General features: G+C 60.3%; 19 protein-coding genes. 17 read left to right on the top strand and 2 right to left on the bottom strand.

Annotation, left to right across the window (positions count from 1 at the left end; genetic code table 11):
- Nucleotides 1-12: 12 nt before the first annotated feature.
- From mnmG to glmS, 16 genes are all read left to right on the top strand, one after another.
- Nucleotides 13-1905 carry a tRNA uridine-5-carboxymethylaminomethyl(34) synthesis enzyme MnmG gene (gene mnmG, locus IE083_RS11240; RefSeq protein WP_189353694.1) on the top strand — a complete coding sequence of 631 codons (1893 nt, stop codon included), beginning with the start codon at nucleotides 13-15 and terminating at the stop codon, nucleotides 1903-1905.
- Between the two features lie 107 nt (nucleotides 1906-2012).
- The gene (gene rsmG, locus IE083_RS11235; protein ID WP_189353693.1) at nucleotides 2013-2639 is read left to right on the top strand and encodes a 16S rRNA (guanine(527)-N(7))-methyltransferase RsmG; all 627 of its coding nucleotides are present in this window, start codon (nucleotides 2013-2015) and stop codon (nucleotides 2637-2639) included.
- Nucleotides 2636-3427, top strand: a complete 792-nt coding sequence (locus IE083_RS11230; RefSeq protein ID WP_189353692.1) for a ParA family protein — start codon at nucleotides 2636-2638, stop codon at nucleotides 3425-3427. The genes rsmG and IE083_RS11230 overlap by 4 nt, the downstream gene beginning before the upstream one ends.
- Nucleotides 3428-3429: 2 nt before the next feature.
- On the top strand, nucleotides 3430-4287 hold the full coding sequence (locus tag IE083_RS11225) for a ParB/RepB/Spo0J family partition protein (protein ID WP_189353691.1): 858 nt from the start codon (nucleotides 3430-3432) through the stop codon (nucleotides 4285-4287).
- Nucleotides 4238-4741, top strand: a complete 504-nt coding sequence (locus IE083_RS11220; RefSeq protein WP_229799721.1) for an ATP synthase subunit I — start codon at nucleotides 4238-4240, stop codon at nucleotides 4739-4741. The genes IE083_RS11225 and IE083_RS11220 overlap by 50 nt, the downstream gene beginning before the upstream one ends.
- Before the next feature lie 10 nt (nucleotides 4742-4751).
- A complete protein-coding gene (gene atpB / locus IE083_RS11215) occupies nucleotides 4752-5564 on the top strand; it encodes a F0F1 ATP synthase subunit A (RefSeq protein ID WP_189353690.1) in 813 nt (270 codons plus the stop codon).
- 62 nt (nucleotides 5565-5626) lie between these two features.
- Nucleotides 5627-5914 carry a F0F1 ATP synthase subunit C gene (gene atpE, locus IE083_RS11210; RefSeq protein WP_047968194.1) on the top strand — a complete coding sequence of 96 codons (288 nt, stop codon included), beginning with the start codon at nucleotides 5627-5629 and terminating at the stop codon, nucleotides 5912-5914.
- 50 nt (nucleotides 5915-5964) lie between these two features.
- On the top strand, nucleotides 5965-6435 hold the full coding sequence (locus IE083_RS11205) for a F0F1 ATP synthase subunit B (protein ID WP_189353689.1): 471 nt from the start codon (nucleotides 5965-5967) through the stop codon (nucleotides 6433-6435).
- Between the two features lie 7 nt (nucleotides 6436-6442).
- Entirely contained in the window at nucleotides 6443-6979 is a 537-nt protein-coding gene (locus IE083_RS11200) for a F0F1 ATP synthase subunit delta (protein ID WP_047968192.1), read from the top strand.
- A gap of 8 nt (nucleotides 6980-6987) precedes the next feature.
- The gene (gene atpA / locus IE083_RS11195) at nucleotides 6988-8529 is read left to right on the top strand and encodes a F0F1 ATP synthase subunit alpha (RefSeq protein WP_189353688.1); all 1542 of its coding nucleotides are present in this window, start codon (nucleotides 6988-6990) and stop codon (nucleotides 8527-8529) included.
- Nucleotides 8530-8574: 45 nt separating this feature from the next.
- Complete coding sequence (gene atpG, locus IE083_RS11190) at nucleotides 8575-9441, top strand: F0F1 ATP synthase subunit gamma (RefSeq protein WP_189353687.1); 867 nt, start codon at nucleotides 8575-8577, stop codon at nucleotides 9439-9441.
- Between the two features lie 42 nt (nucleotides 9442-9483).
- The gene (gene atpD, locus IE083_RS11185; protein WP_189353686.1) at nucleotides 9484-10878 is read left to right on the top strand and encodes a F0F1 ATP synthase subunit beta; all 1395 of its coding nucleotides are present in this window, start codon (nucleotides 9484-9486) and stop codon (nucleotides 10876-10878) included.
- Between the two features lie 15 nt (nucleotides 10879-10893).
- Nucleotides 10894-11316, top strand: coding sequence for a F0F1 ATP synthase subunit epsilon (locus IE083_RS11180; RefSeq protein WP_189353685.1), 423 nt, complete (start codon nucleotides 10894-10896; stop codon nucleotides 11314-11316).
- A 112-nt stretch (nucleotides 11317-11428) separates the two neighbouring features.
- Nucleotides 11429-12793 (top strand): bifunctional UDP-N-acetylglucosamine diphosphorylase/glucosamine-1-phosphate N-acetyltransferase GlmU, encoded by a 1365-nt coding sequence (glmU, locus tag IE083_RS11175; RefSeq protein WP_189353684.1) that lies wholly within the window; start codon nucleotides 11429-11431, stop codon nucleotides 12791-12793.
- Nucleotides 12794-12967: 174 nt separating this feature from the next.
- Complete coding sequence (locus IE083_RS11170; protein WP_189353683.1) at nucleotides 12968-13756, top strand: DeoR/GlpR family DNA-binding transcription regulator; 789 nt, start codon at nucleotides 12968-12970, stop codon at nucleotides 13754-13756.
- Nucleotides 13757-13759: 3 nt separating this feature from the next.
- Nucleotides 13760-15589: a glutamine--fructose-6-phosphate transaminase (isomerizing) gene (glmS, locus tag IE083_RS11165; RefSeq protein ID WP_189353682.1), complete on the top strand. Its 1830-nt coding sequence runs from the start codon at nucleotides 13760-13762 to the stop codon at nucleotides 15587-15589.
- A gap of 332 nt (nucleotides 15590-15921) precedes the next feature.
- On the opposite strand, the gene IE083_RS11160 is transcribed toward glmS, so the two are convergent.
- The gene (locus IE083_RS11160) at nucleotides 15922-16707 is read right to left on the bottom strand and encodes an AraC family transcriptional regulator (protein ID WP_189353681.1); all 786 of its coding nucleotides are present in this window, start codon (nucleotides 16705-16707) and stop codon (nucleotides 15922-15924) included.
- A gap of 157 nt (nucleotides 16708-16864) precedes the next feature.
- Between IE083_RS11160 and IE083_RS11155 the strand changes: the two genes are divergently transcribed.
- Nucleotides 16865-17896: a 1-aminocyclopropane-1-carboxylate deaminase/D-cysteine desulfhydrase gene (locus tag IE083_RS11155; protein WP_189353680.1), complete on the top strand. Its 1032-nt coding sequence runs from the start codon at nucleotides 16865-16867 to the stop codon at nucleotides 17894-17896.
- Between the two features lie 56 nt (nucleotides 17897-17952).
- Here the strand turns inward: IE083_RS11155 and IE083_RS11150 are convergent, their stop codons facing one another.
- Nucleotides 17953-19065: an IS30 family transposase gene (locus IE083_RS11150; protein WP_189353714.1), complete on the bottom strand. Its 1113-nt coding sequence runs from the start codon at nucleotides 19063-19065 to the stop codon at nucleotides 17953-17955.
- Between the last annotated feature and the right edge of the window lie 68 nt (nucleotides 19066-19133).

The following is a 19133-nucleotide window of genomic DNA, read 5'->3' as shown; positions in this document are numbered from 1 at the left end:
GGCGGGCATTTCATGATTTATCCGACGACCTTTGACGTGATCGTGGTGGGTGGCGGCCATGCCGGTACCGAAGCCGCGCTGGCGGCCGCGCGCATGGGCTGCAGCACCTTGCTGCTGACCCACAATATCGAGACGCTGGGGCAGATGTCGTGCAACCCGTCGATCGGCGGCATCGGCAAGGGTCATCTGGTCAAGGAAGTGGACGCGCTGGGCGGCGCCATGGCGCTGGCCACCGACACCGGCGGCATCCAGTTCCGCACCCTGAACGCGTCCAAGGGTCCGGCGGTGCGCGCTACCCGCGCCCAGGCCGACCGCGTGCTGTACAAGGCCGCCATCCGCGAGATGCTGGAAAACCAGCCCAACCTGACGCTGTTCCAGCAGCCGGTGGACGACCTCTTGATCGAGGGCGACCGTGTCGCCGGCGCCATCACCGCCATCGGCATCACCTTTCGCGGCAAGAGCGTGGTGCTCACCGCCGGCACCTTCCTGTCCGGCAAGATCCACGTCGGCCTGGAAAACTACAGCGGCGGCCGCGCCGGCGATGCCGCAGCGTCGACCTTGGGCGAACGCCTGCGCGAGCTGAGCCTGCCGGTGGGCCGCCTGAAGACCGGCACCCCGCCGCGTATCGACGGCCGCAGCATCGATTTCAGCGTGATGGAAGCGCAGCCGGGCGACACCCCGGAGCCGGTGTTCTCCTATCGCGGCAGCCGCGCGATGCACCCGAAACAGCTGCCGTGCTGGATCACCCACACCAACGAGCGCACCCACGACATCATCCGCAGCGGTTTCGAACGCAGCCCGATGTTCACCGGCGTGATCGAAGGCGTCGGCCCGCGCTACTGCCCGTCGATCGAGGACAAGATCAACCGCTTCGCCGACAAGGACAGCCACCAGATTTTCCTGGAGCCGGAAGGCCTGACTACGCACGAATACTATCCGAACGGGATTTCCACCAGCCTGCCGTTCGACATCCAGCTGGCGGCGGTGCGCTCCATCCCCGGTCTGGAGAACGCGCACATCCTGCGCCCCGGCTACGCGATCGAATACGACTACTTCGACCCGCGCGGGCTGAAGTCGACACTGGAAACCAAGGCCATCCACGGCCTGTTCTTCGCCGGCCAGATCAACGGCACCACCGGCTATGAAGAGGCGGCGGCGCAGGGCCTGCTCGCCGGCCTCAACGCCGGCCTCTTCGCCCGTGAACAGGCCGGCTGGTGCCCGCGCCGCGACGAGGCCTACCTCGGTGTGCTGGTCGATGACCTGTCCACCATGGGCGTGTCCGAGCCGTACCGCATGTTCACCAGTCGCGCCGAGTTCCGCTTGCAGCTGCGCGAGGACAACGCCGACCTGCGCTTGACCGAGCTTGGCCGCAAGCTGGGTCTGGTCGGTGACGCACAGTGGGACGCGTTCTGCCGCAAGCGCGACGCGGTGGCGGCGGAGAAGCAGCGCCTGGCCACGCACTACGTGCACCCGGGCAAACTGCAGCCGGGCGAGGACGAGGCGATGTTCGGGCAGAAGCTGGCGCGCGAGTACAGCCTGCACGACCTGCTGAAGCGCCCCAACGTCAACTATCGCCAGCTGATGACGCTGTCGCAGGCGGGGGAGGGCGTCGCCGACGAGGTGGTGGCAGAGCAGGTGGAGATCCAGGTCAAGTACCAAGGCTATATCGACCGCCAGAACGAGGAAGTGGCCAGGCGCGAGCAGCTCGACGACGTGAAGCTGCCGCTGGACATCGACTACGCACTGGTGAAGGGCTTGTCGAAGGAAGTGTCGCAGAAGCTCAATGAGCACCGTCCGGAGACGCTGGGCCAGGCCTCGCGCATCCAGGGCATTACCCCGGCGGCGATCGCGCTGCTGCTGGTGCACCTCAAGCGCGGCTTCAGCGACGCCCGTCACGGCGCCTGAGCGCCAAATTGCTGCACTGCGCTCCGGAGTGCCGACTTCGGGGCGCATTTGTTTTTGATACCCGTTACAATCGGGCTATTCGTTTCCAATCATTGCCCAACTTCATCATGACGCACCACGCAGAACTTACCCAAGGGTTGGCCGCAATCGGCCTGGCACTGACGCCGGAACAGATCGCTCTGCTGGAAGGCTATCTGGGCCTGTTGGCCAAATGGAACCAGACCTACAACCTGACCGCCATCCGCGAACAAGAGCGCATGGTCAGCTACCACCTGCTCGACAGCCTGACGCTGGTGCCGCATCTGGCCGGCGGCACGCGCCTGCTCGACGTCGGCTCCGGTGGCGGCATGCCCGGCATCCCGGCAGCGATCGCACGCCCGGACCTGCAGGTGGTGGTGCTGGACGCCAACCACAAGAAAACCACCTTCCTGCGCCAGGCGGTGATCGAGCTGAAACTGCCGAACGTGGAGGTGATCACCGACCGCGTCGAGGCCTACCAGCCGGCGCAGAAGTTCGACCGTATCACCAGCCGCGCCTTCTCCGAGCTGGCCGAGTTCGTCAAGCTGTCCAGGCACCTGCTGGCTGACGGCGGCCAGTTCGTGGCGATGAAGGGGGTTTACCCGTATGAAGAAATCGCGCAGCTGCCGGAAGACTTCGCGGTGTCCGAAGTGCTGCCGCTTGTCGTGCCCGGCCTCGATGCCGAGCGTCACCTCGTGCGCGTCGTCGCCAAATGACGGCACGCATCATCGCGGTCGCCAACCAGAAGGGCGGCGTCGGCAAAACCACTACCGTGGTCAATCTGGCCGCCGGCCTGGCCGAGCAGGGGCGGCGGGTGCTGATCGTCGATCTCGACCCGCAGGGCAACGCCACCATGGGCAGCGGCATCGACAAGAGCGCGCTGCAGCGCTCGGTCTACCACGTGCTGCTGGCCGAGCACGAGGTGGCCGAGGTGGTGCAGCCGGCGAAGCAGGGCGGCTACGATGTGCTGCCGGCCAACCGCGACCTGTCGGCGGCCGAGGTCGAGCTGATGCAGGAGCTGGCGCGCGAGGCGCGGTTGAAGAACGCGCTGGAGCAGGTGGCGGCCAACTACGACTACATCCTGATCGACAGCCCGCCGTCGCTGAACCTGCTGACGCTGAACGGGCTGGTGGCGGCACAGGGCGTGCTGATCCCGATGGTGTGCGAATACTACGCGCTGGAAGGGCTGACCGATTTGGTCGGCACTTTGCGCAAGGTGCGACTGGCGGTCAATCCGAAAATCGAGATCATGGGCCTGCTGCGCACCATGTTTGATACCCGCAGCAACCTGTCGCAACAAGTGTCGGAACAGCTGGCGCGCCACTTCGGCGACAAGGTGTTCGAGACCGTCATCCCGCGCAACATCCGGTTGGCGGAGGCGCCCAGTCACGGCCTGCCGGCACTGATCTACGATCGCAACGCCCGCGGCGCCCAGGCATACCTCGCCCTCGCAGCGGAGCTGACTGCCCGCCTCGAGCCGCAAACAACCACAGCAGAGCAATGAAGATGGCCAAACTCAAAGGACTGGGCCGCGGTCTTGACGCGCTGCTCGCCACAGTCGAATCCGTTGATGACCGCCTGACCGCCGTGGCGATCGAGCGTATCCGCCCCGGCAAGTACCAGCCGCGCAGCCGGATCGATGACGCCGCACTGGAAGAACTGGCGGCCTCCATCCGTTCCCAGGGCGTGATCCAGCCGGTAGTGGTGCGCGAGGTCGGCCTCGGCGACTACGAGCTGATTGCCGGCGAACGCCGCTGGCGCGCCAGCCGCAAGGCCGGTCTGGCCGAAATTCCGGCCGTCATCCGCAGCGTCTCGGACGAGGCGGCACTGGCGATGGGGCTGATCGAGAACATCCAGCGCCAGGAGCTGGACCCGATCGAGGAAGCGCGCGGCCTGAAGCGGCTGATCGACGAGTTTGCCCTCACCCACGAGGCGGCCGCCGAGGCGGTCGGCCGTTCGCGCAGCGCAGTCAGCAACCTGCTGCGCCTGCTGGCACTGCCGGAGCCGGTGCAACAGATGCTGCATGATGGTCGCCTGGAAATGGGCCATGCGCGCGCGCTGCTGCCACTACCGGTGCTGGAGCAGATCAACCTGGCACAGCAGATCGCCGCCGACGGCCTCACCGTGCGCGAGGTGGAACAGAAAGCGCAACAGCAGGACGGCAAGGTTGGCCGCAAGCCGGCCGCGCCGGCGCGGCAGGATGCCGACGTGCGCCGGCTGGCGGAAACGCTGTCCGAGCAGCTGGGCATGAACATCAGTTTACGCAGTGCGGCGCGTGGCAGCGGCAAGCTGATCATCGAATATGCAAATCTGGATGAACTTGACCGGCTGCTGGAAAAACTGCAAGCAAAATCAAAGTCGTGAGCCGGATTCGGGTCATAAACAGCGGAACGAAGCAAAGTTGACGCTTTCGTCACGTCAAGCCTATAATCGTCCGATTTTTTACGATTCAGACATGATTAATCCAGACGCCAGACGCGTAGTCCGCATTCAGCTCAGACTGACGCTGCTTGCCATGCTGCTTGGCCTGGCGGTTGCCGATGCGCCACTGAATGCCGCCATGTCTGTCTTGTTGGGTGGTTTGTGCGCCATCATTCCGGCGCTGGTGTACATCCGCATCGCTGGTACGCTGCAGCGTGGCGATCCGGCGGCCATCATGCGCAGTCATTACCGCGCTGCCGCGGCAAAATTTATACTGACACTGCTCCTGTTTGGTGGTGTGCTTTTGTTTTTCAAGGATTTATCGGTGCCGGGATTGTTTGGGGGCTTCATCGCTGCCACTTCCGCGTACTGGTTCGGGCTTCTGATCAAAAATTGAGACCAAAGCAATGGCAAGCAACGCAACTGAATATATCCAGCACCACCTGACATTCTGGAAGTCGTCGCATGAAGGCGGCTTCTGGACCCTGCACCTTGATACCTTCTCGGTATCACTGGTTCTCGGCTTCATTTTCCTGGCCGTGTTTGCCTCCGTGGCACGCAATGCCAGGATGGAAAACCCGGGCCGCTTGCAGATGTTCATTGAAACCATCGTCGAGATGGTCGATACCCAGGTGAAGGAAATTTTCCATGCCAAGAGCAAGGTCATCGCCCCGCTGGCACTGACTATCTTTGTCTGGATTTTCCTGATGAACACCATGGACTTGCTGCCGGTTGACCTGATCCCGATGGTTGCCCAGTGGGTTGGCTACACCTTCTTCGGTGCCGATCCTCACCACACCTATTTCCGTGTCGTGCCGTCCGCCGACGTGAATGCCACTTTCGCCATGTCGTTGTCGGTGATGTTGTGCATCATCGGTTTCTCCATCTCCGCCAAGGGCCTGGGTGGTTGGATCAAGGAACTGTTCACCGCCCCGTTCCATGCCGAAGGCTTGGTGATGTCCATTATCCTGGCACCGGTCAACTTCGCATTCCAGCTGGTCGAACTGGCCGCCAAACCGATCTCTCTCGCACTTCGTTTGTTCGGTAACATGTACTCCGGCGAACTGATTTTCATCCTGATCGCATTGCTGCCAGTTGCGTTCCAGTGGATTCTGGGCGCGCCATGGGCGATCTTCCACATTCTGGTGATCACCCTGCAGGCCTTCGTGTTCATGATGCTGACCATCGTGTATCTCAGCCTCGCGGTCGAGAAGCACTGATTTAACGATTTTCTTAGTACCTTTTTTCAAACCATCCTTGCATTAGTCTTTAGGAGATTTAAATGGAAGCTCTCGTATCTCAGATCCAGTCGATGACCGCTCTGGCCGCAGCCCTGATCATTGGTCTTGGCGCGATCGGCACTGCTCTGGGTTTTGCCATCCTCGGCGGCAAATTCCTGGAATCGTCCGCTCGTCAGCCTGAGCTGATCCCGGTTCTGCAAACCAAGCTGTTCATCATCGCCGGTCTGCTCGACGCGATCTCCATGATCGGTGTGGGTGTTGCCATGCTGTACACCTTCAACAACCCGTTCCTGACCGCAGCTATCGCTGCCGTTAAAGCTGGCGCTTAATCTCAAGACGCAAGCGGTTGTTGTCGTAACCCCACTGGAGGAAAACAAGCGTGGAATTCAATGCAACACTACTGGGCCAGGCGATAACGTTCGCTATCCTGGTATGGTTCACCATGAAGTTTGTTTGGCCTCCGCTTACCAACATGATGGACGAGCGTGCCAAGCGTATTGCTGATGGCCTGGCCGCTGCAGAGCGTGGCAAACAGGATCTGGAAGCAGCCGAAAAGCGTGTTGCTGACGAACTTCGTCAGGCAAAACAACAAGCTACCGAGCTGATCCTGGCCGCTGAAAAGCGTGCCAGCCAGATCGTGGATGAAGCCAAGGACGCAGCTCGCACCGAAGGTGCAAAGCTGGTGGCGGACGCGAAGGCCCAGATCGATCAGGAAGTGTTGCGTGCCAAGGAGTCGCTGCGTGAGCAGGTGGCCTCCTTGGCCGTGAGCGGCGCGGAAAAGATCCTGCGCAAAGAGATCGATGCAGCCAAGCACGCTGATCTGTTAGCTTCCATCAAAGCGGAGTTTTAAACAACTCATGGCAGAACTTATTACCGTAGCAAGGCCCTATGCCGAAGCGGTATACAGCCTGGCCGCCGAGCAGCAGTCGCAGGCCAAATGGTCTGAAGCGCTCGCGTGGCTGGCTGCCATGGTGACAAACCCGGACGTGGCCCAGGTGGTCACCAACCCGAAACATACCGCGCAAGAGGTTGAGGCGCTGTTGTTGGACGTGTTGGGTGAACGTGGCAGTGATGACATCAAGCAATTTGTTGTCACCCTCATCGAAAACCGCCGTCTGACATTGTTACCGGAAATTGCTGGCCAGTTTGAACAGCTCCGAGCCAAGTCCGAGGGAGTCGTCGACGCAGTCGTCGAATCGGCTTTCCCGCTGACCGAAGCTCAGCAAACCGATCTGATCGCCGCGCTTACCAAGAAGTATGGCAAGACCGTACGAATTGAAGTGCGCGAAGCTGCCGAGCTTATCGGCGGCGTACGCATTCTGATCGGTGATGACGTGATTGATGCGTCTGTGAGCGGCAAACTGCACGCAATGGCGGCAAGCCTCAAGAATTAGGAGAGATCATGCAGTTGAACCCCTCTGAAATCAGTGACCTGATCAAGGCGAAGATTCAGAACCTGTCCGAAGGCGTAGAGACACGTACCAAAGGTACCGTGATCTCCGTAACCGACGGTATCGTTCGTATCCATGGCCTGGCAGACGTGATGCAGGGTGAAATGCTCGAGTTCTCGGGCAACACCTTTGGCTTGGCCATGAACCTGGAGCGTGACTCTGTCGGTGCCGTGGTGCTGGGCGAGTACGAGCACATCTCCGAAGGTCAGGAAGTAAAGTGTACCGGCCGCATTCTGGAAGTGCCGGTAGGCCGCGAACTGGTTGGCCGCGTGGTCAACGCGCTGGGTCAGTCTATCGATGGCAAGGGCCCGATCAATGCGTCCGCGACTTCCCCGATCGAAAAGATCGCTCCGGGCGTGATTGCCCGTAAATCGGTTGACCAGCCGATGCAGACCGGCCTGAAGTCGATCGACTCCATGGTACCGGTTGGTCGCGGCCAGCGTGAGCTGATCATTGGCGACCGTCAGACAGGCAAGACCGCTGTCGCACTGGACGCGATCGTCAACCAGAAAGGCACCGGCGTTGTCTGCATCTACGTAGCCGTAGGTCAGAAAGCATCGTCGATCGCCAACGTGGTTCGCAAACTGGAAGAGCACGGCGCACTGGCCCACACCATCGTGGTTGCCGCGACCGCTTCCGAAGCCGCCGCGCTGCAGTTCATTGCTCCGTACTCCGGTTGCGCAATGGGCGAATACTTCCGCGACATCGGTGAAGATGCACTGATCGTATACGACGACCTGTCCAAACAGGCCGTTGCCTACCGTCAGATCTCGCTGCTGCTGCGTCGTCCGCCGGGCCGTGAGGCCTATCCTGGTGACGTATTCTACCTGCACTCCCGTCTGCTGGAACGCGCGTCCCGCATCAACGAGGACGAGGTGGAGAAGCTGACCGCTGGCGTCGTCAAAGGTAAAACCGGTTCGCTGACCGCACTGCCGATCATCGAAACCCAGGCTGGCGACGTTTCCGCCTTCGTTCCGACCAACGTGATTTCGATTACCGACGGTCAGATCTTCCTGGAAACCGACCTGTTCAACGCCGGTATTCGTCCTGCGATCAACGCCGGTATCTCGGTGTCGCGCGTGGGTGGTGCAGCACAGACCAAAGTCATCAAGAAGCTGGGTGGCGGTATTCGTCTGGCTCTGGCCCAGTATCGCGAACTGGCTGCATTCTCGCAGTTTGCTTCCGACCTGGACGAAGCAACCCGCAAGCAGCTGCAGCACGGTGAAGTGGTTACCGAACTGATGAAACAGAAGCAGTTCTCGACCCTGTCGACCGCCGAAATGGCACTGACACTGTGGTCCGTGAACAAGGGTTACTACGAAGATGTGCCGGTGAAGAGCGCATTGGCTTTTGAAGCCGCCTTCCTGGCCTATGTTCGCGCCAACCATGCTGAAGTGCTGGCTGCAACGGATGCGAAGGGTGACCTGTCTGCCGACAACGAAAAAGTACTGGCCTCGGCGATCGCGTCGTTCAAGGCTGGCTACAGTTTCTAAACTGAGTCTTTCGGACAACCTCGAGTTTAAAGAAAGGTTCGGGATATGGCAGTCGGTAAAGAGATTCTCACCAAGATCCGAAGCGTGCAGAACACGCAGAAGATCACCCGCGCTATGCAAATGGTGTCAACCTCCAAGATGCGCAAAACGCAAGAGCGTATGCGCGCTGCCCGTCCTTACGCCGAGAAGGTGCGCTCCGTTATGGCGCACCTGGCTTCGGCCAATACGGATCTGGAGCACCCACTGCTTGCACGTCGTGACGTTATCAAGCGTGCCGGTATTCTGCTGATCACTTCGGACAAGGGCCTTTGCGGTGGTTTGAACGCCAATACCCTGAAGCGCTTTTATGCCAAAGTCAGCGAACTGCAAGCGCAGGATGTCGCAGTTGACGTCTGCGCCATTGGCCAGAAAGGCCTTGCAGCATGCCAGCGTGCCAGACTGAACGTTGTGGCAAGTGCGGTTCAGCTGGGCGATGTGCCCAAGCTGGAAAAATTGATCGGCCCGCTTACAGTACTGCTGAAACAGTATGCTGAAGGCGAACTGGATGCGGTTTATATCGTGTATTCCCGTTTCATCAACACGATGAAGCAGGAGCCAGCCCTGGAACAACTGTTGCCGTTGACCGACGAGCATATGGTATCGGAGCACACCCATTCGTGGGACTACCTCTACGAGCCGAATGCCACTGACGTGATGGAGTTCCTGGTGAAGCGTTATCTGGAGTCCGTGGTGTACCAGTCCGTGGCGGAAAACATTGCTTCCGAGCAAGCCGCCCGTATGGTCGCCATGAAGGCTGCAACCGATAACGCGGGTAATGCGATCAAGCAACTGCGTCTTGTGTATAACAAGTCGCGTCAGGCAGCAATTACCAAAGAGCTGTCCGAGATCGTGTCTGGTGCCGCTGCGGTATAACCGTCGCAGGACTGTAAAAGTTTATTGAGTTAGGAACCGATAATGAGCCAAGGCAAAATCGTACAAATCATTGGCCCGGTGGTTGACGTGGAATTCCCGCGCGACGCCATGCCAAAGATTTATGATGCCCTGAAGCTGGTTGACGCAGATCTGACGCTTGAAGTCCAGCAGCAGCTGGGCGACGGCGTCGTGCGTACCATCGCGATGGGTAGCTCTGACGGCCTGAAGCGTGGCATGGCGATCACCAATACCGGCGCACCGATTTCGGTACCGGTTGGCGCTGCCACCCTCGGTCGTATCATGGATGTACTGGGCAATCCGGTTGACGAAGCAGGTCCGGTGGCTAGCGAATCCGTTCGCGCCATTCACCAGACTGCGCCGAAGTTCGACGAACTGTCCTCCGCTACTGAACTGCTGGAAACTGGCATCAAGGTTATCGACCTGCTGTGCCCGTTTGCCAAAGGCGGTAAGGTGGGTCTGTTCGGTGGTGCCGGTGTCGGCAAGACCGTTAACATGATGGAACTGATCAACAACATTGCCAAGGCACACTCGGGTCTGTCCGTGTTTGCCGGCGTTGGTGAGCGCACTCGTGAAGGTAACGACTTCTACCACGAGATGAAAGACTCCAACGTTCTGGACAAAGTGGCAATGGTGTACGGCCAGATGAACGAGCCGCCAGGCAACCGTCTGCGCGTAGCGCTGACCGGTCTGACCATGGCTGAGCACTTCCGCGACGAGAAGGACGAAAACGGCAAGGGCCGCGACGTGCTGTTCTTCGTGGACAACATCTACCGCTACACTTTGGCCGGTACCGAGGTATCCGCACTGCTGGGCCGTATGCCTTCGGCAGTGGGTTACCAGCCGACGCTGGCCGAAGAAATGGGTCGTCTGCAGGAACGCATTACCTCGACCAAGGAAGGTTCCATCACCTCCATCCAGGCCGTTTACGTCCCTGCCGATGACTTGACCGACCCGTCTCCAGCCACAACGTTTGCCCACCTGGACGCAACCGTGGTGCTGTCGCGTGACATCGCTTCCCTTGGTATCTACCCTGCGGTAGACCCCCTGGATTCGACTTCCCGTCAGCTGGATCCGCTGGTTGTTGGCGACGAGCACTACAGCGTTGCCCGCGGCGTGCAGACTACCCTGCAGAAGTACAAGGAACTGCGTGACATCATCGCGATTCTGGGTATGGACGAACTGTCTGAAGAAGACAAGCTCACCGTATACCGTGCGCGTAAGATCCAGCGTTTCTTGTCCCAGCCGTTCCACGTGGCAGAAGTGTTTACCGGCTCGCCGGGCAAATACGTTCCGCTGAAGGAAACGATCAAGGGCTTCAAGGCAATTATCAGCGGCGAGTACGACCATCTGCCGGAACAGGCGTTCTACATGGTCGGCTCCATCGACGAAGCTGTCGAGAAAGCCAAGACCCTTTAATCAAGGAGAGGGCTAATGGCCAAGATGCATGTGGAAGTGGTCAGTACCGAACAGCAGATCTACTCCGGTGAAGCCGAATTTCTGGTGGCACCGGCTCAGGAAGGCGAGATCGGTATCTATCCACGTCACGTGCCGCTGTTGACCCGTATCAAACCGGGCCTGTTGCGTTTGACAGTGCCTGGTTCCAAGGAAGAAGTGCTGGTGGCAGTATCGGGTGGCATGATGGAAGTGCAACCTGACCACATCACGGTTCTTGCAGATACGGCGATTCGCGGCGAGGATCTCGACGAAGCGCGTGCGGCAGAAGCCAAACGTACTGCTGAGGATGCCCTCAAGCATGCGGCCAGTGATCAAGACACGGCGAAAGCACAAGCTGCTCTGGCTTCTGCGATTGCCCAGCTCAAGGCACTGGAGTATCTGCGCAAGCGCGTGCACTAAGCGCGTCAGCGTTTGCTGTATAGTTCAGGCTGTCACTCCGGTGACAGCCTTTTTCATTTCTGGATAGACAGGCACGCTCGCCGCCTGGCTATTGTCATTATCTGGACTGTTCATGGACTCACTCAGCGTTGTCATTCTGGCTGCCGGCAAAGGCAAGCGCATGTACTCGGCCTTGCCCAAGGTATTGCACCCGATCGGCGGCCAGCCGATGCTGGCGCGCGTGATCGCGACCGCCCGCCAGCTGCAGCCAGCCAGGATCGTGGTGGTCTACGGCCACGGCGGCGAACAGGTGCGCGAGCAGATCCAGGACCCGGACATCGCCTGGGCGCTGCAGGCCGAGCAGCTGGGCACCGGCCATGCGCTGAAGATGGCGCTGCCGCACCTGCCCAAGGTTGGCCGCACGCTGGTGCTGTACGGCGACGTGCCGCTGACCACGGTGATGACCCTGCAGCAATTGCTGGCGGCGGCGGAGCAGGGCATGGCCTTGCTGGTCGACGTGTTGCCGGATGCCAGCGGTTACGGTCGCATCGTGCGCAATGCCGCCGGCGACATCGTCGCTATCGTGGAAGACAAGGATTGCAACCCGCAGCAGAAGGCGATCCGCGAGATCAATACCGGCATGCTGGTGCTGCCCAACGAGCACCTTGACGGCTGGCTCAGCGCGCTGAAAAACGGCAATGCGCAGGGCGAATACTATCTGACCGACATCATCGGTCTGGCAGTGGCAGACGGTCTGGCGGTCGCCGGCGTCACCGTGGCCGCCTCGTGGGAGGCCGCCGGCGTCAACAACAAGTGGCAGCTGGCCGAGCTGGAGCGCCAGCTGCAGCTGAACCAGGCACAGGCGCTGCTCACTGCCGGCGTCACGCTCGCCGACCCGGCGCGCATCGACGTGCGCGGTGAGCTGCAGCACGGCATGGATGTCAGCATTGATGTCGGCTGCGTGTTCGAAGGCCGGGTCAGCCTGGGTGATAAGGTGCAGATCGGCGCCTATTGCGTGCTGAAGAACGTCACCGTCGCCGCCGGCAGCCGCATCGCGCCGTACTCGCACCTGGAAGACGCGGTGGTGGGCGAAGGCTGCCGCATCGGGCCGTATGCGCGGCTGCGCCCGGGTGCAAGGTTGGCCGCACACGTGCACGTCGGCAACTTTGTCGAGATCAAGAAGGCGACCGTGGGCGAAGGCTCCAAGGTCAATCACCTGAGCTATATCGGCGACGCCGACATCGGCAGCAAGGTCAATGTTGGCGCCGGCTCGGTGACCTGCAACTACGACGGCGTGAACAAGTACCGCACCGTGATCGGCGACGGCGTGTTCGTCGGCTCCGGCACGCTGATGGTGGCGCCGGTGACGCTGGAAGAGGGGGCCACCATTGGCGCCGGCTCGGTGCTCACCAGGACCGCCCCCGCCGGCCAGCTCACCGTGGCGCGTGCCAAGCAGCTGACGGTGCCGGGCTGGCAGCGTCCGCAGAAGAAACACTGACGCGTTTTCGTGCGGCAGAAAACCGCCTTGGCCATCCGGCAAGGCGGTTTTTTCATTCTGTCGAGGTGGCAAGGTTGGCCGCAAGCACGCGCCGTGAAGGTCATTGCCGTAAGGCGCTTGTTTTGTACTGGGTTCGCTGATATATTTCGAAAAACTTTCGAAACGAAACTTTGCATGAGCAAACGAAACACACAGCAACGCCGACACGCCATTGTTGCCCTAGTGCAGGAGCGCGGCGAAGTCAGCGTCGAAGAGCTGACCCGCAGCTTTGCCACCTCCGAAGTGACCATCCGCAAGGATCTGGCGCTGCTGGAAACCGGCGGCCTGTTGCTGCGTCGCTATGGCGGTGCGGTGTCGCTGCCGGCGGAGATGGTCAATGCCGGCGATCCGGCAAAAGTTTCGGAGCGAAAGCTCGCCATCGCCCGCGCGGCGGCGGAGCGCATCCGCGACCACAATCGCATCATCATCGACAGCGGCACCACCACCAGCGCCATGATTCCGCTTTTGGGTCACAAGCGCGGGCTGATCGTGATGACCAACTCGCTGAACGTGGCTGGCGCGCTGCGTGAGCTGGAAAATGAACCCACGCTGCTGATGACCGGCGGCACCTGGGACCCGCATTCCGAATCGTTCCAGGGGCAGGTGGCCGAGCAGGTGCTGCGCTCCTACGACTTCGACCAGTTGTTCATCGGCGCCGACGGCATCGACCTGGCGCGCGGCACCACCACCTTCAACGAGCTGGTGGGGCTGTCGCGGGTGATGGCCGAGGTGGCGCGCGAAGTGGTGGTGATGGTGGAATCCGACAAGATCGGCCGCCGCATCCCCAATCTGGAGCTGCCGTGGGAGCGCATTCAGACCCTGGTCACCGACGACGCGCTGTCGCCGGAGGCCCGGGACAGTATTCAAGCCAAGGGGGTGACGCTGATCTGCGCCCCGTCGCTGTCTGATCATTCAAGGAGATAAAGCATGTGCGGCATCGTCGGCGCCATCGCCAACCGTAATATCGTTTCCGTACTGGTAGAGGGCCTGAAGCGGCTGGAATACCGTGGCTATGACTCGTCCGGCATCGCCGTGCACGCCGGTGACCGGATCACCCGCGTACGCCGCGTTGGCCGCGTGGCGGAGATGGAAGCCGCGGCGCAGGCGGACAAGGTGCACGGCGAGCTGGGCATCGGCCACACCCGCTGGGCCACCCACGGCGGCGTCACCGAATACAACGCCCACCCGCACGTGTCGCATGGCCTGATCGCCGTGGTGCACAACGGCATCATCGAAAACCACGAAGACAAGCGCGCCGAACTGAAAGCCGCCGGCTACCAGTTCGAATCGCAGACCGACACCGAGGTGATCGCCCACCTGGTACACCAGTACTACCTGCAGGAAAAAGACCTGTTCTGCGCCGTGCACAAGGCCACCCGCGAGCTGACCGGCGCCTACGCCATCGGCGTCATCGCGCTGGACCGTCCGGACGAACTGGTATGCGCGCGCATGGGCTGCCCGCTGCTGGTGGGCCTCGGCGAAGGCGAGAACTTCATCGCCTCCGACGTCTCCGCCATCCTGTCCGCCACCCGCCGCGTGCTGTTTCTGGAAGAGGGCGACATCGGCCACCTCACCCGTGACGGCGTGAAGCTGATCGACAAGGACGATCAGCCGGTGGAGCGCAAGGTGCACGTGTCCGACGTGTCGCTGGCCTCGCTGGAACTGGGGCCGTACAGCCACTTCATGCAGAAGGAAATCCACGAGCAGCCGAAAGCGCTGTCCGACACCATCGAGGTGGTGCTGGATGATGGCTTTGTACCGGAGCTGTTCGGCGCCGCTGCGGCCAACGTGCTGCCGGCACTGACCGGGGTAAAGATCCTCGCCTGCGGCACCAGCTACTACGCCGGCCTCACCGCCAAGTACTGGATTGAAAGCATCGCCGGCGTGGTGTGCGACGTGGAAATCGCCAGCGAATACCGCTACCGCGCAGCCTTCGCCGACCCGCAACACCTGGTGGTGACCATCTCGCAGTCCGGCGAGACGCTGGATACCATGGAGGCGCTGAAATACGCGAAGTCGCTGGGCCATCGCCATGCGCTGTCGATCTGCAACGTGCGCGAATCGGCGATCCCGCGCGCCTCCGACCTGGTGTTCTACACCCGCGCCGGCGCCGAAATCGGCGTCGCCTCCACCAAGGCCTTCACCACCCAGCTGGTCAGCCTGTTCGCGCTGGCGGTCACCCTGGGCAAGGTGCGCGGCCGCGTCAGCGCCGAGCAGGAGGCGCAATACCTAGCCGAATTGCGCCACCTGCCGGGCAGCGTGCAGCACGCGCTGAACCTGGAGCCGCAGATTACCGGCTGGTCGGCGCAGTTCGCCACCAAGAACGACGCCCTGTTCCTCGGCCGCGGCCTGCACTACCCGATCGCGCAGGAAGGCGCGCTGAAGCTGAAGGAAATCTCCTACATCCACGCCGAAGCCTACCCGGCCGGCGAACTGAAGCACGGGCCGCTGGCGCTGGTGGACGAGAACATGCCGGTGGTGGTGATCGCCCCCAACGACGCGCTGCTGGAGAAGGTGAAGTCCAACATGCAGGAAGTGCGCGCCCGCGGCGGCGAGCTGTTCGTCTTCGCCGATGCCGACAGCCACTTCAGCGACTCCGACGGCGTACACGTGATCCGCACCCCGCGCCACGTGGGCATCCTCAGCCCCATCGTGCACTCCATCCCGGTGCAGCTGCTGGCCTACCACGTTGCACTGGCGCGCGGTACCGACGTGGACAAGCCACGTAATTTGGCTAAAAGTGTGACGGTTGAATAGAGGGTGTGCAGAATTTTGTGTAATGATCAGAAAGAATAAAGTCTGTCACGAGGTAATGAAGTCTGTCACGACGATGACCTGCTCAGCTTGTTGCTAGCAGCACTAAACAAAGAGGCCCGGTAGGGCCTCTTTTCGTTTGAGATTGCTTGGTTTTGATGATGCGGATCGAACGGCAGTTCGTCGGCCAAAGCAGCCGTGTATGACTGAAGTCTGGAATGGCTGCTTCTTGTTATAAAGCTGCCTTATGATACCGGCACGAAAACCGGTCATTTTGCTACTTCAGACGATTCAACAATGAGCTTCGTAACAGCATGTCCGTCGCTCTGATCAGACTACAGCTGCACGATTCGTTTACGAAACTCATCAGGCGTTGCCCCCATCAAGCGGTGGAACATCGCAATGAATGCAGATGACGTGCTGTAGCCCAACTCCAGAGCCACCGCCTGTACCGTCTGCCCATCCTCCAGCATTGAAAGCGCCCGCACCAGTCTCAGTCGCTGCCGCCACTCTACAAAAGACATACCTAGATCGCGCTGGCAACGCCGTGACAGGGTGCGTTCCGTGCTATGGACCATCCTTGCCCATTCCGCCAGCGACCGATTATCCCCCGGCTGCTGGCAAAGTGCTTCCAATACCTGGTTCAGTGCCCGATCCCCCGAAATAGGCAGGTAGGTATCTTGGCGTGGCGCCAGGCTCATCTGATCGACCAGTACCTGCATCAGTCGCTCGTCGTCGTCGTTACGTGGATAGTCCACCTGACGCGCCACCAGGTCAGCCAGAATCGCCTTGATGATGGGACCGACAGCAAGCGTACATACGGCCATCGGCAGCCTGTCGCAGAGGTCGGATGCAATGTCCAGCACACAATAGCAAGCCTCTGACCGCGTACTGGCCCCATGCTCTGTCTGCGGAGGCAGCCACAGACCGTAATGAGGTGGCGTCAGGTACTGACGGCTTCCCACGGTCAGTTCAATCACGCCGCTGAACGAGAACACAAATTCGCCCCAGTCGTGGCGCTCGGTCGGGTAGGTCGTCACCTCGTTCAGCCGCATCGTCCGGAAAACCAGCGAATGCGGCAGGGACTCCCCGAACGGATATGAAATTTTAGCACCAGGCATCTTGTCGGAAACCTCGTATGCGTTGTCTGATTTTCATTATATAAGCCTAGCCCGCCACAACCACAATGGTTTCCATGAAGGAAGCGCATTGGCTTGCGTCAGGCGAAACCTTCATATCCGTTTCCCGCTTGAATCATGGCCACCCGGAGGTATTCAAATGAATGCGCTTGATACATTAGCCCAACTCCCCAGACTCAACTTGCGCGGTTTTACATCGCCCGTGCAACATCTTGAGTGTTTAAGCGCAAAACTTGGCGTCGAAGTATGGTGCAAACGTGACGACATCGGCACGGTTGGCTTGGCCGGCAACAAGGTGCGAAAACTTGAAGTCGAACTTGCCTACGCCATCGCACAAGGAGCCAAACACCTAGTTGTCGAAGGCTCGCGCCTTTCCAATGCAGCGCGTGCGGTTGCCGCAGCTGCCGCAGCGACAGGCCTGCAATGCACACTCGTGCTGTGCCACGACGAACCAAGTGAAGCGGTAGGCAATCTGCTTCTGGACGGTTTGTATGGCGCAAATCTGCGCTTTGTCGGTAATGTAAGCTGGGCGGAGCTGGCACAACATGCTGAGGCCGTCGTGGCCGAACTTGAGAATACCGGGGAGCGTGTTTACCGGCTGCCCATCGGTTGTGCTTCGGCGAGAAGCTCATTGGGCTTCGCTCTGGCATATGCTGAGCTACATGAGCAAATGGCCTCGCAAGGGCGCGAGATTGGCACCATCTTGCACGCCAGTTCATCGGGTGGCACCCACTCCGGATTAGTACTGGGCAATGCACTTTTCGGCTCGCCAAGCACGATCAGGGGCATCGTCGTCGCCGGAGAGGTATATGACGATGTACCAGGCCAGTACCTCGCTTTTGCGCAGGGTGGCGCGCGTCTGATCGGCGCGCAGCTTGAGCTGACGCGTGAGGACATCAATCTTACCGAGGACTATCTCGGGGACGGTTACGGGTTGTCTGCTCCAGGGGTAATGGAGGCGATAGATCTTCTCGCCACAACGGAAGGTATCCTGGTAGATCCGGTCTACAGCGCCAAAGCCGTCGCTGCTCTCATTGACCTTGCTGCAAAGAAAGAGTTGGAGGGTCCTGTCGTCTTCTGGCACACCGGTGGATATCATTCCCTTTTCGATCCCCATTACTCTCGAAAAGTCTGGTGCGGGATTGAGCGACTTTCAGCCATGCAGTTATAACCCTGATTCACCCCGCGTGTACTAGATACATTTGTGGCCGCTTTCATGGTGCGGATTCAACCGGTGGATGCAACACATTGCTGAAACCGCTGAGCCGGTGTTTCGTAGTTGAGAGTCTTCCTCGGTCGCTCGTTCAATTGCCTTGCCACCTTGTCGAGCTCAGCTTGCGAGTACGCAGAGAGATCAACGCCTTTCGGGAAATACTGCCTCAGTAGCCCATTTGTATTCTCGTTCGTTCCACGCTGCCAAGGGTTTTGTGGATCACAGAAATAGACCTTAATGTCGGTGGCCAAGGTGAATCGCTTGTGACCTGCCATCTCCTTGCCGCGATCCCAGGTCAGCGATTGATACAGCTCTTGGGGAAGTTTCCGGGCATGCCCAATCAGGGCGCTAACGACCGTCTCGGTATCCTTGCCCTTCACCTTCACCAACATCACGTAGCGTGTCTGGCGTTCCACCAGCGTGGCAATCTGGCTGTTGGCGCTACCGCACAGTAAATCACCTTCCCAATGCCCCGGCACCGCTCGATCCTCAACTGCTGCAGGACGCTCGCTGATTGAAACGGCATCGATAATTCGGCCATGGTTGTCCGTCTTCTGCGTGTGATGCCGCGAACGACGCATGGCGCGCGCACGTCGTAAGTATGCCAACAGTTCTTTCTTCAGAGCGCCTCGCGCTTGTATGTAGAGGCTGCGATAAATGGTCTCATGTGACACTTGGTTGTCCCTAGCCCCAGGATGAACATATCGTAACCATCCGGCAATTTGCTCTGGCGACCATTGCATTTGCAGCTTGCTTGCCACGAGCTCAGCCAGGCCTCGGTTCGCTGCCAGCTTACATAGCTTGGGGCGCCGTGCCCGCTCCCAGGCTGCTTGTTCCGCTTGGTTGGCCCGGTAGTTTCCCGGTCCTCCGTTGCGCCTGATCTCCCGGCTGATGCTCGAAGGGGCGCGCTTGAGCAAGGCGGCGATTGCTCGGATCGAACGACCTGCGACCAACCCACGTGAAATCTCTTCCCTTTCGGCAAGCGTCAGTGCTAACCGGGATCGGTGCCTGGGCGTTGGCTGAATGCCCCCGGTCTCAGCCAGTATCCGCTGGATCGATGAGTGGTTGCGATCAAACAGCTGGGCAATCTGTTGAAGCGAATCTCCTTTACGCCATCGCTCCCACATCAGTGCTTTGTAAGCGTCCAGCCCGTCCACCTATCCACCGCCCCCTCCAATCCCCATGATCAGGTTTT

Source organism: Vogesella fluminis (assembly GCF_014652335.1).
GTDB lineage: Bacteria > Pseudomonadota > Gammaproteobacteria > Burkholderiales > Chromobacteriaceae > Vogesella > Vogesella fluminis.
Note: the sequence above shows the minus strand (reverse complement) of the source record. Positions and strands in the feature narration are given on the sequence as shown.

Coding starts and splice junctions, on each gene's coding strand:
- IE083_RS11200 (WP_047968192.1), top strand. CDS start 6,443: ATGGCAGAACTTATTACCGTAGCAAGGCCCTATGCCGAAGCGGTATAC.
- atpG (WP_189353687.1), top strand. CDS start 8,575: ATGGCAGTCGGTAAAGAGATTCTCACCAAGATCCGAAGCGTGCAGAAC.
- IE083_RS11150 (WP_189353714.1), bottom strand. CDS start 19,065: ATGTGGGAGCGATGGCGTAAAGGAGATTCGCTTCAACAGATTGCCCAG.
- atpE (WP_047968194.1), top strand. CDS start 5,627: ATGGAAGCTCTCGTATCTCAGATCCAGTCGATGACCGCTCTGGCCGCA.
- rsmG (WP_189353693.1), top strand. CDS start 2,013: ATGACGCACCACGCAGAACTTACCCAAGGGTTGGCCGCAATCGGCCTG.
- IE083_RS11155 (WP_189353680.1), top strand. CDS start 16,865: ATGAATGCGCTTGATACATTAGCCCAACTCCCCAGACTCAACTTGCGC.
- atpD (WP_189353686.1), top strand. CDS start 9,484: ATGAGCCAAGGCAAAATCGTACAAATCATTGGCCCGGTGGTTGACGTG.
- IE083_RS11170 (WP_189353683.1), top strand. CDS start 12,968: ATGAGCAAACGAAACACACAGCAACGCCGACACGCCATTGTTGCCCTA.
- mnmG (WP_189353694.1), top strand. CDS start 13: ATGATTTATCCGACGACCTTTGACGTGATCGTGGTGGGTGGCGGCCAT.
- glmU (WP_189353684.1), top strand. CDS start 11,429: ATGGACTCACTCAGCGTTGTCATTCTGGCTGCCGGCAAAGGCAAGCGC.
- IE083_RS11180 (WP_189353685.1), top strand. CDS start 10,894: ATGGCCAAGATGCATGTGGAAGTGGTCAGTACCGAACAGCAGATCTAC.
- IE083_RS11230 (WP_189353692.1), top strand. CDS start 2,636: ATGACGGCACGCATCATCGCGGTCGCCAACCAGAAGGGCGGCGTCGGC.
- atpB (WP_189353690.1), top strand. CDS start 4,752: ATGGCAAGCAACGCAACTGAATATATCCAGCACCACCTGACATTCTGG.
- glmS (WP_189353682.1), top strand. CDS start 13,760: ATGTGCGGCATCGTCGGCGCCATCGCCAACCGTAATATCGTTTCCGTA.
- IE083_RS11225 (WP_189353691.1), top strand. CDS start 3,430: ATGGCCAAACTCAAAGGACTGGGCCGCGGTCTTGACGCGCTGCTCGCC.
- atpA (WP_189353688.1), top strand. CDS start 6,988: ATGCAGTTGAACCCCTCTGAAATCAGTGACCTGATCAAGGCGAAGATT.
- IE083_RS11220 (WP_229799721.1), top strand. CDS start 4,238: ATGAACTTGACCGGCTGCTGGAAAAACTGCAAGCAAAATCAAAGTCGT.
- IE083_RS11160 (WP_189353681.1), bottom strand. CDS start 16,707: ATGCCTGGTGCTAAAATTTCATATCCGTTCGGGGAGTCCCTGCCGCAT.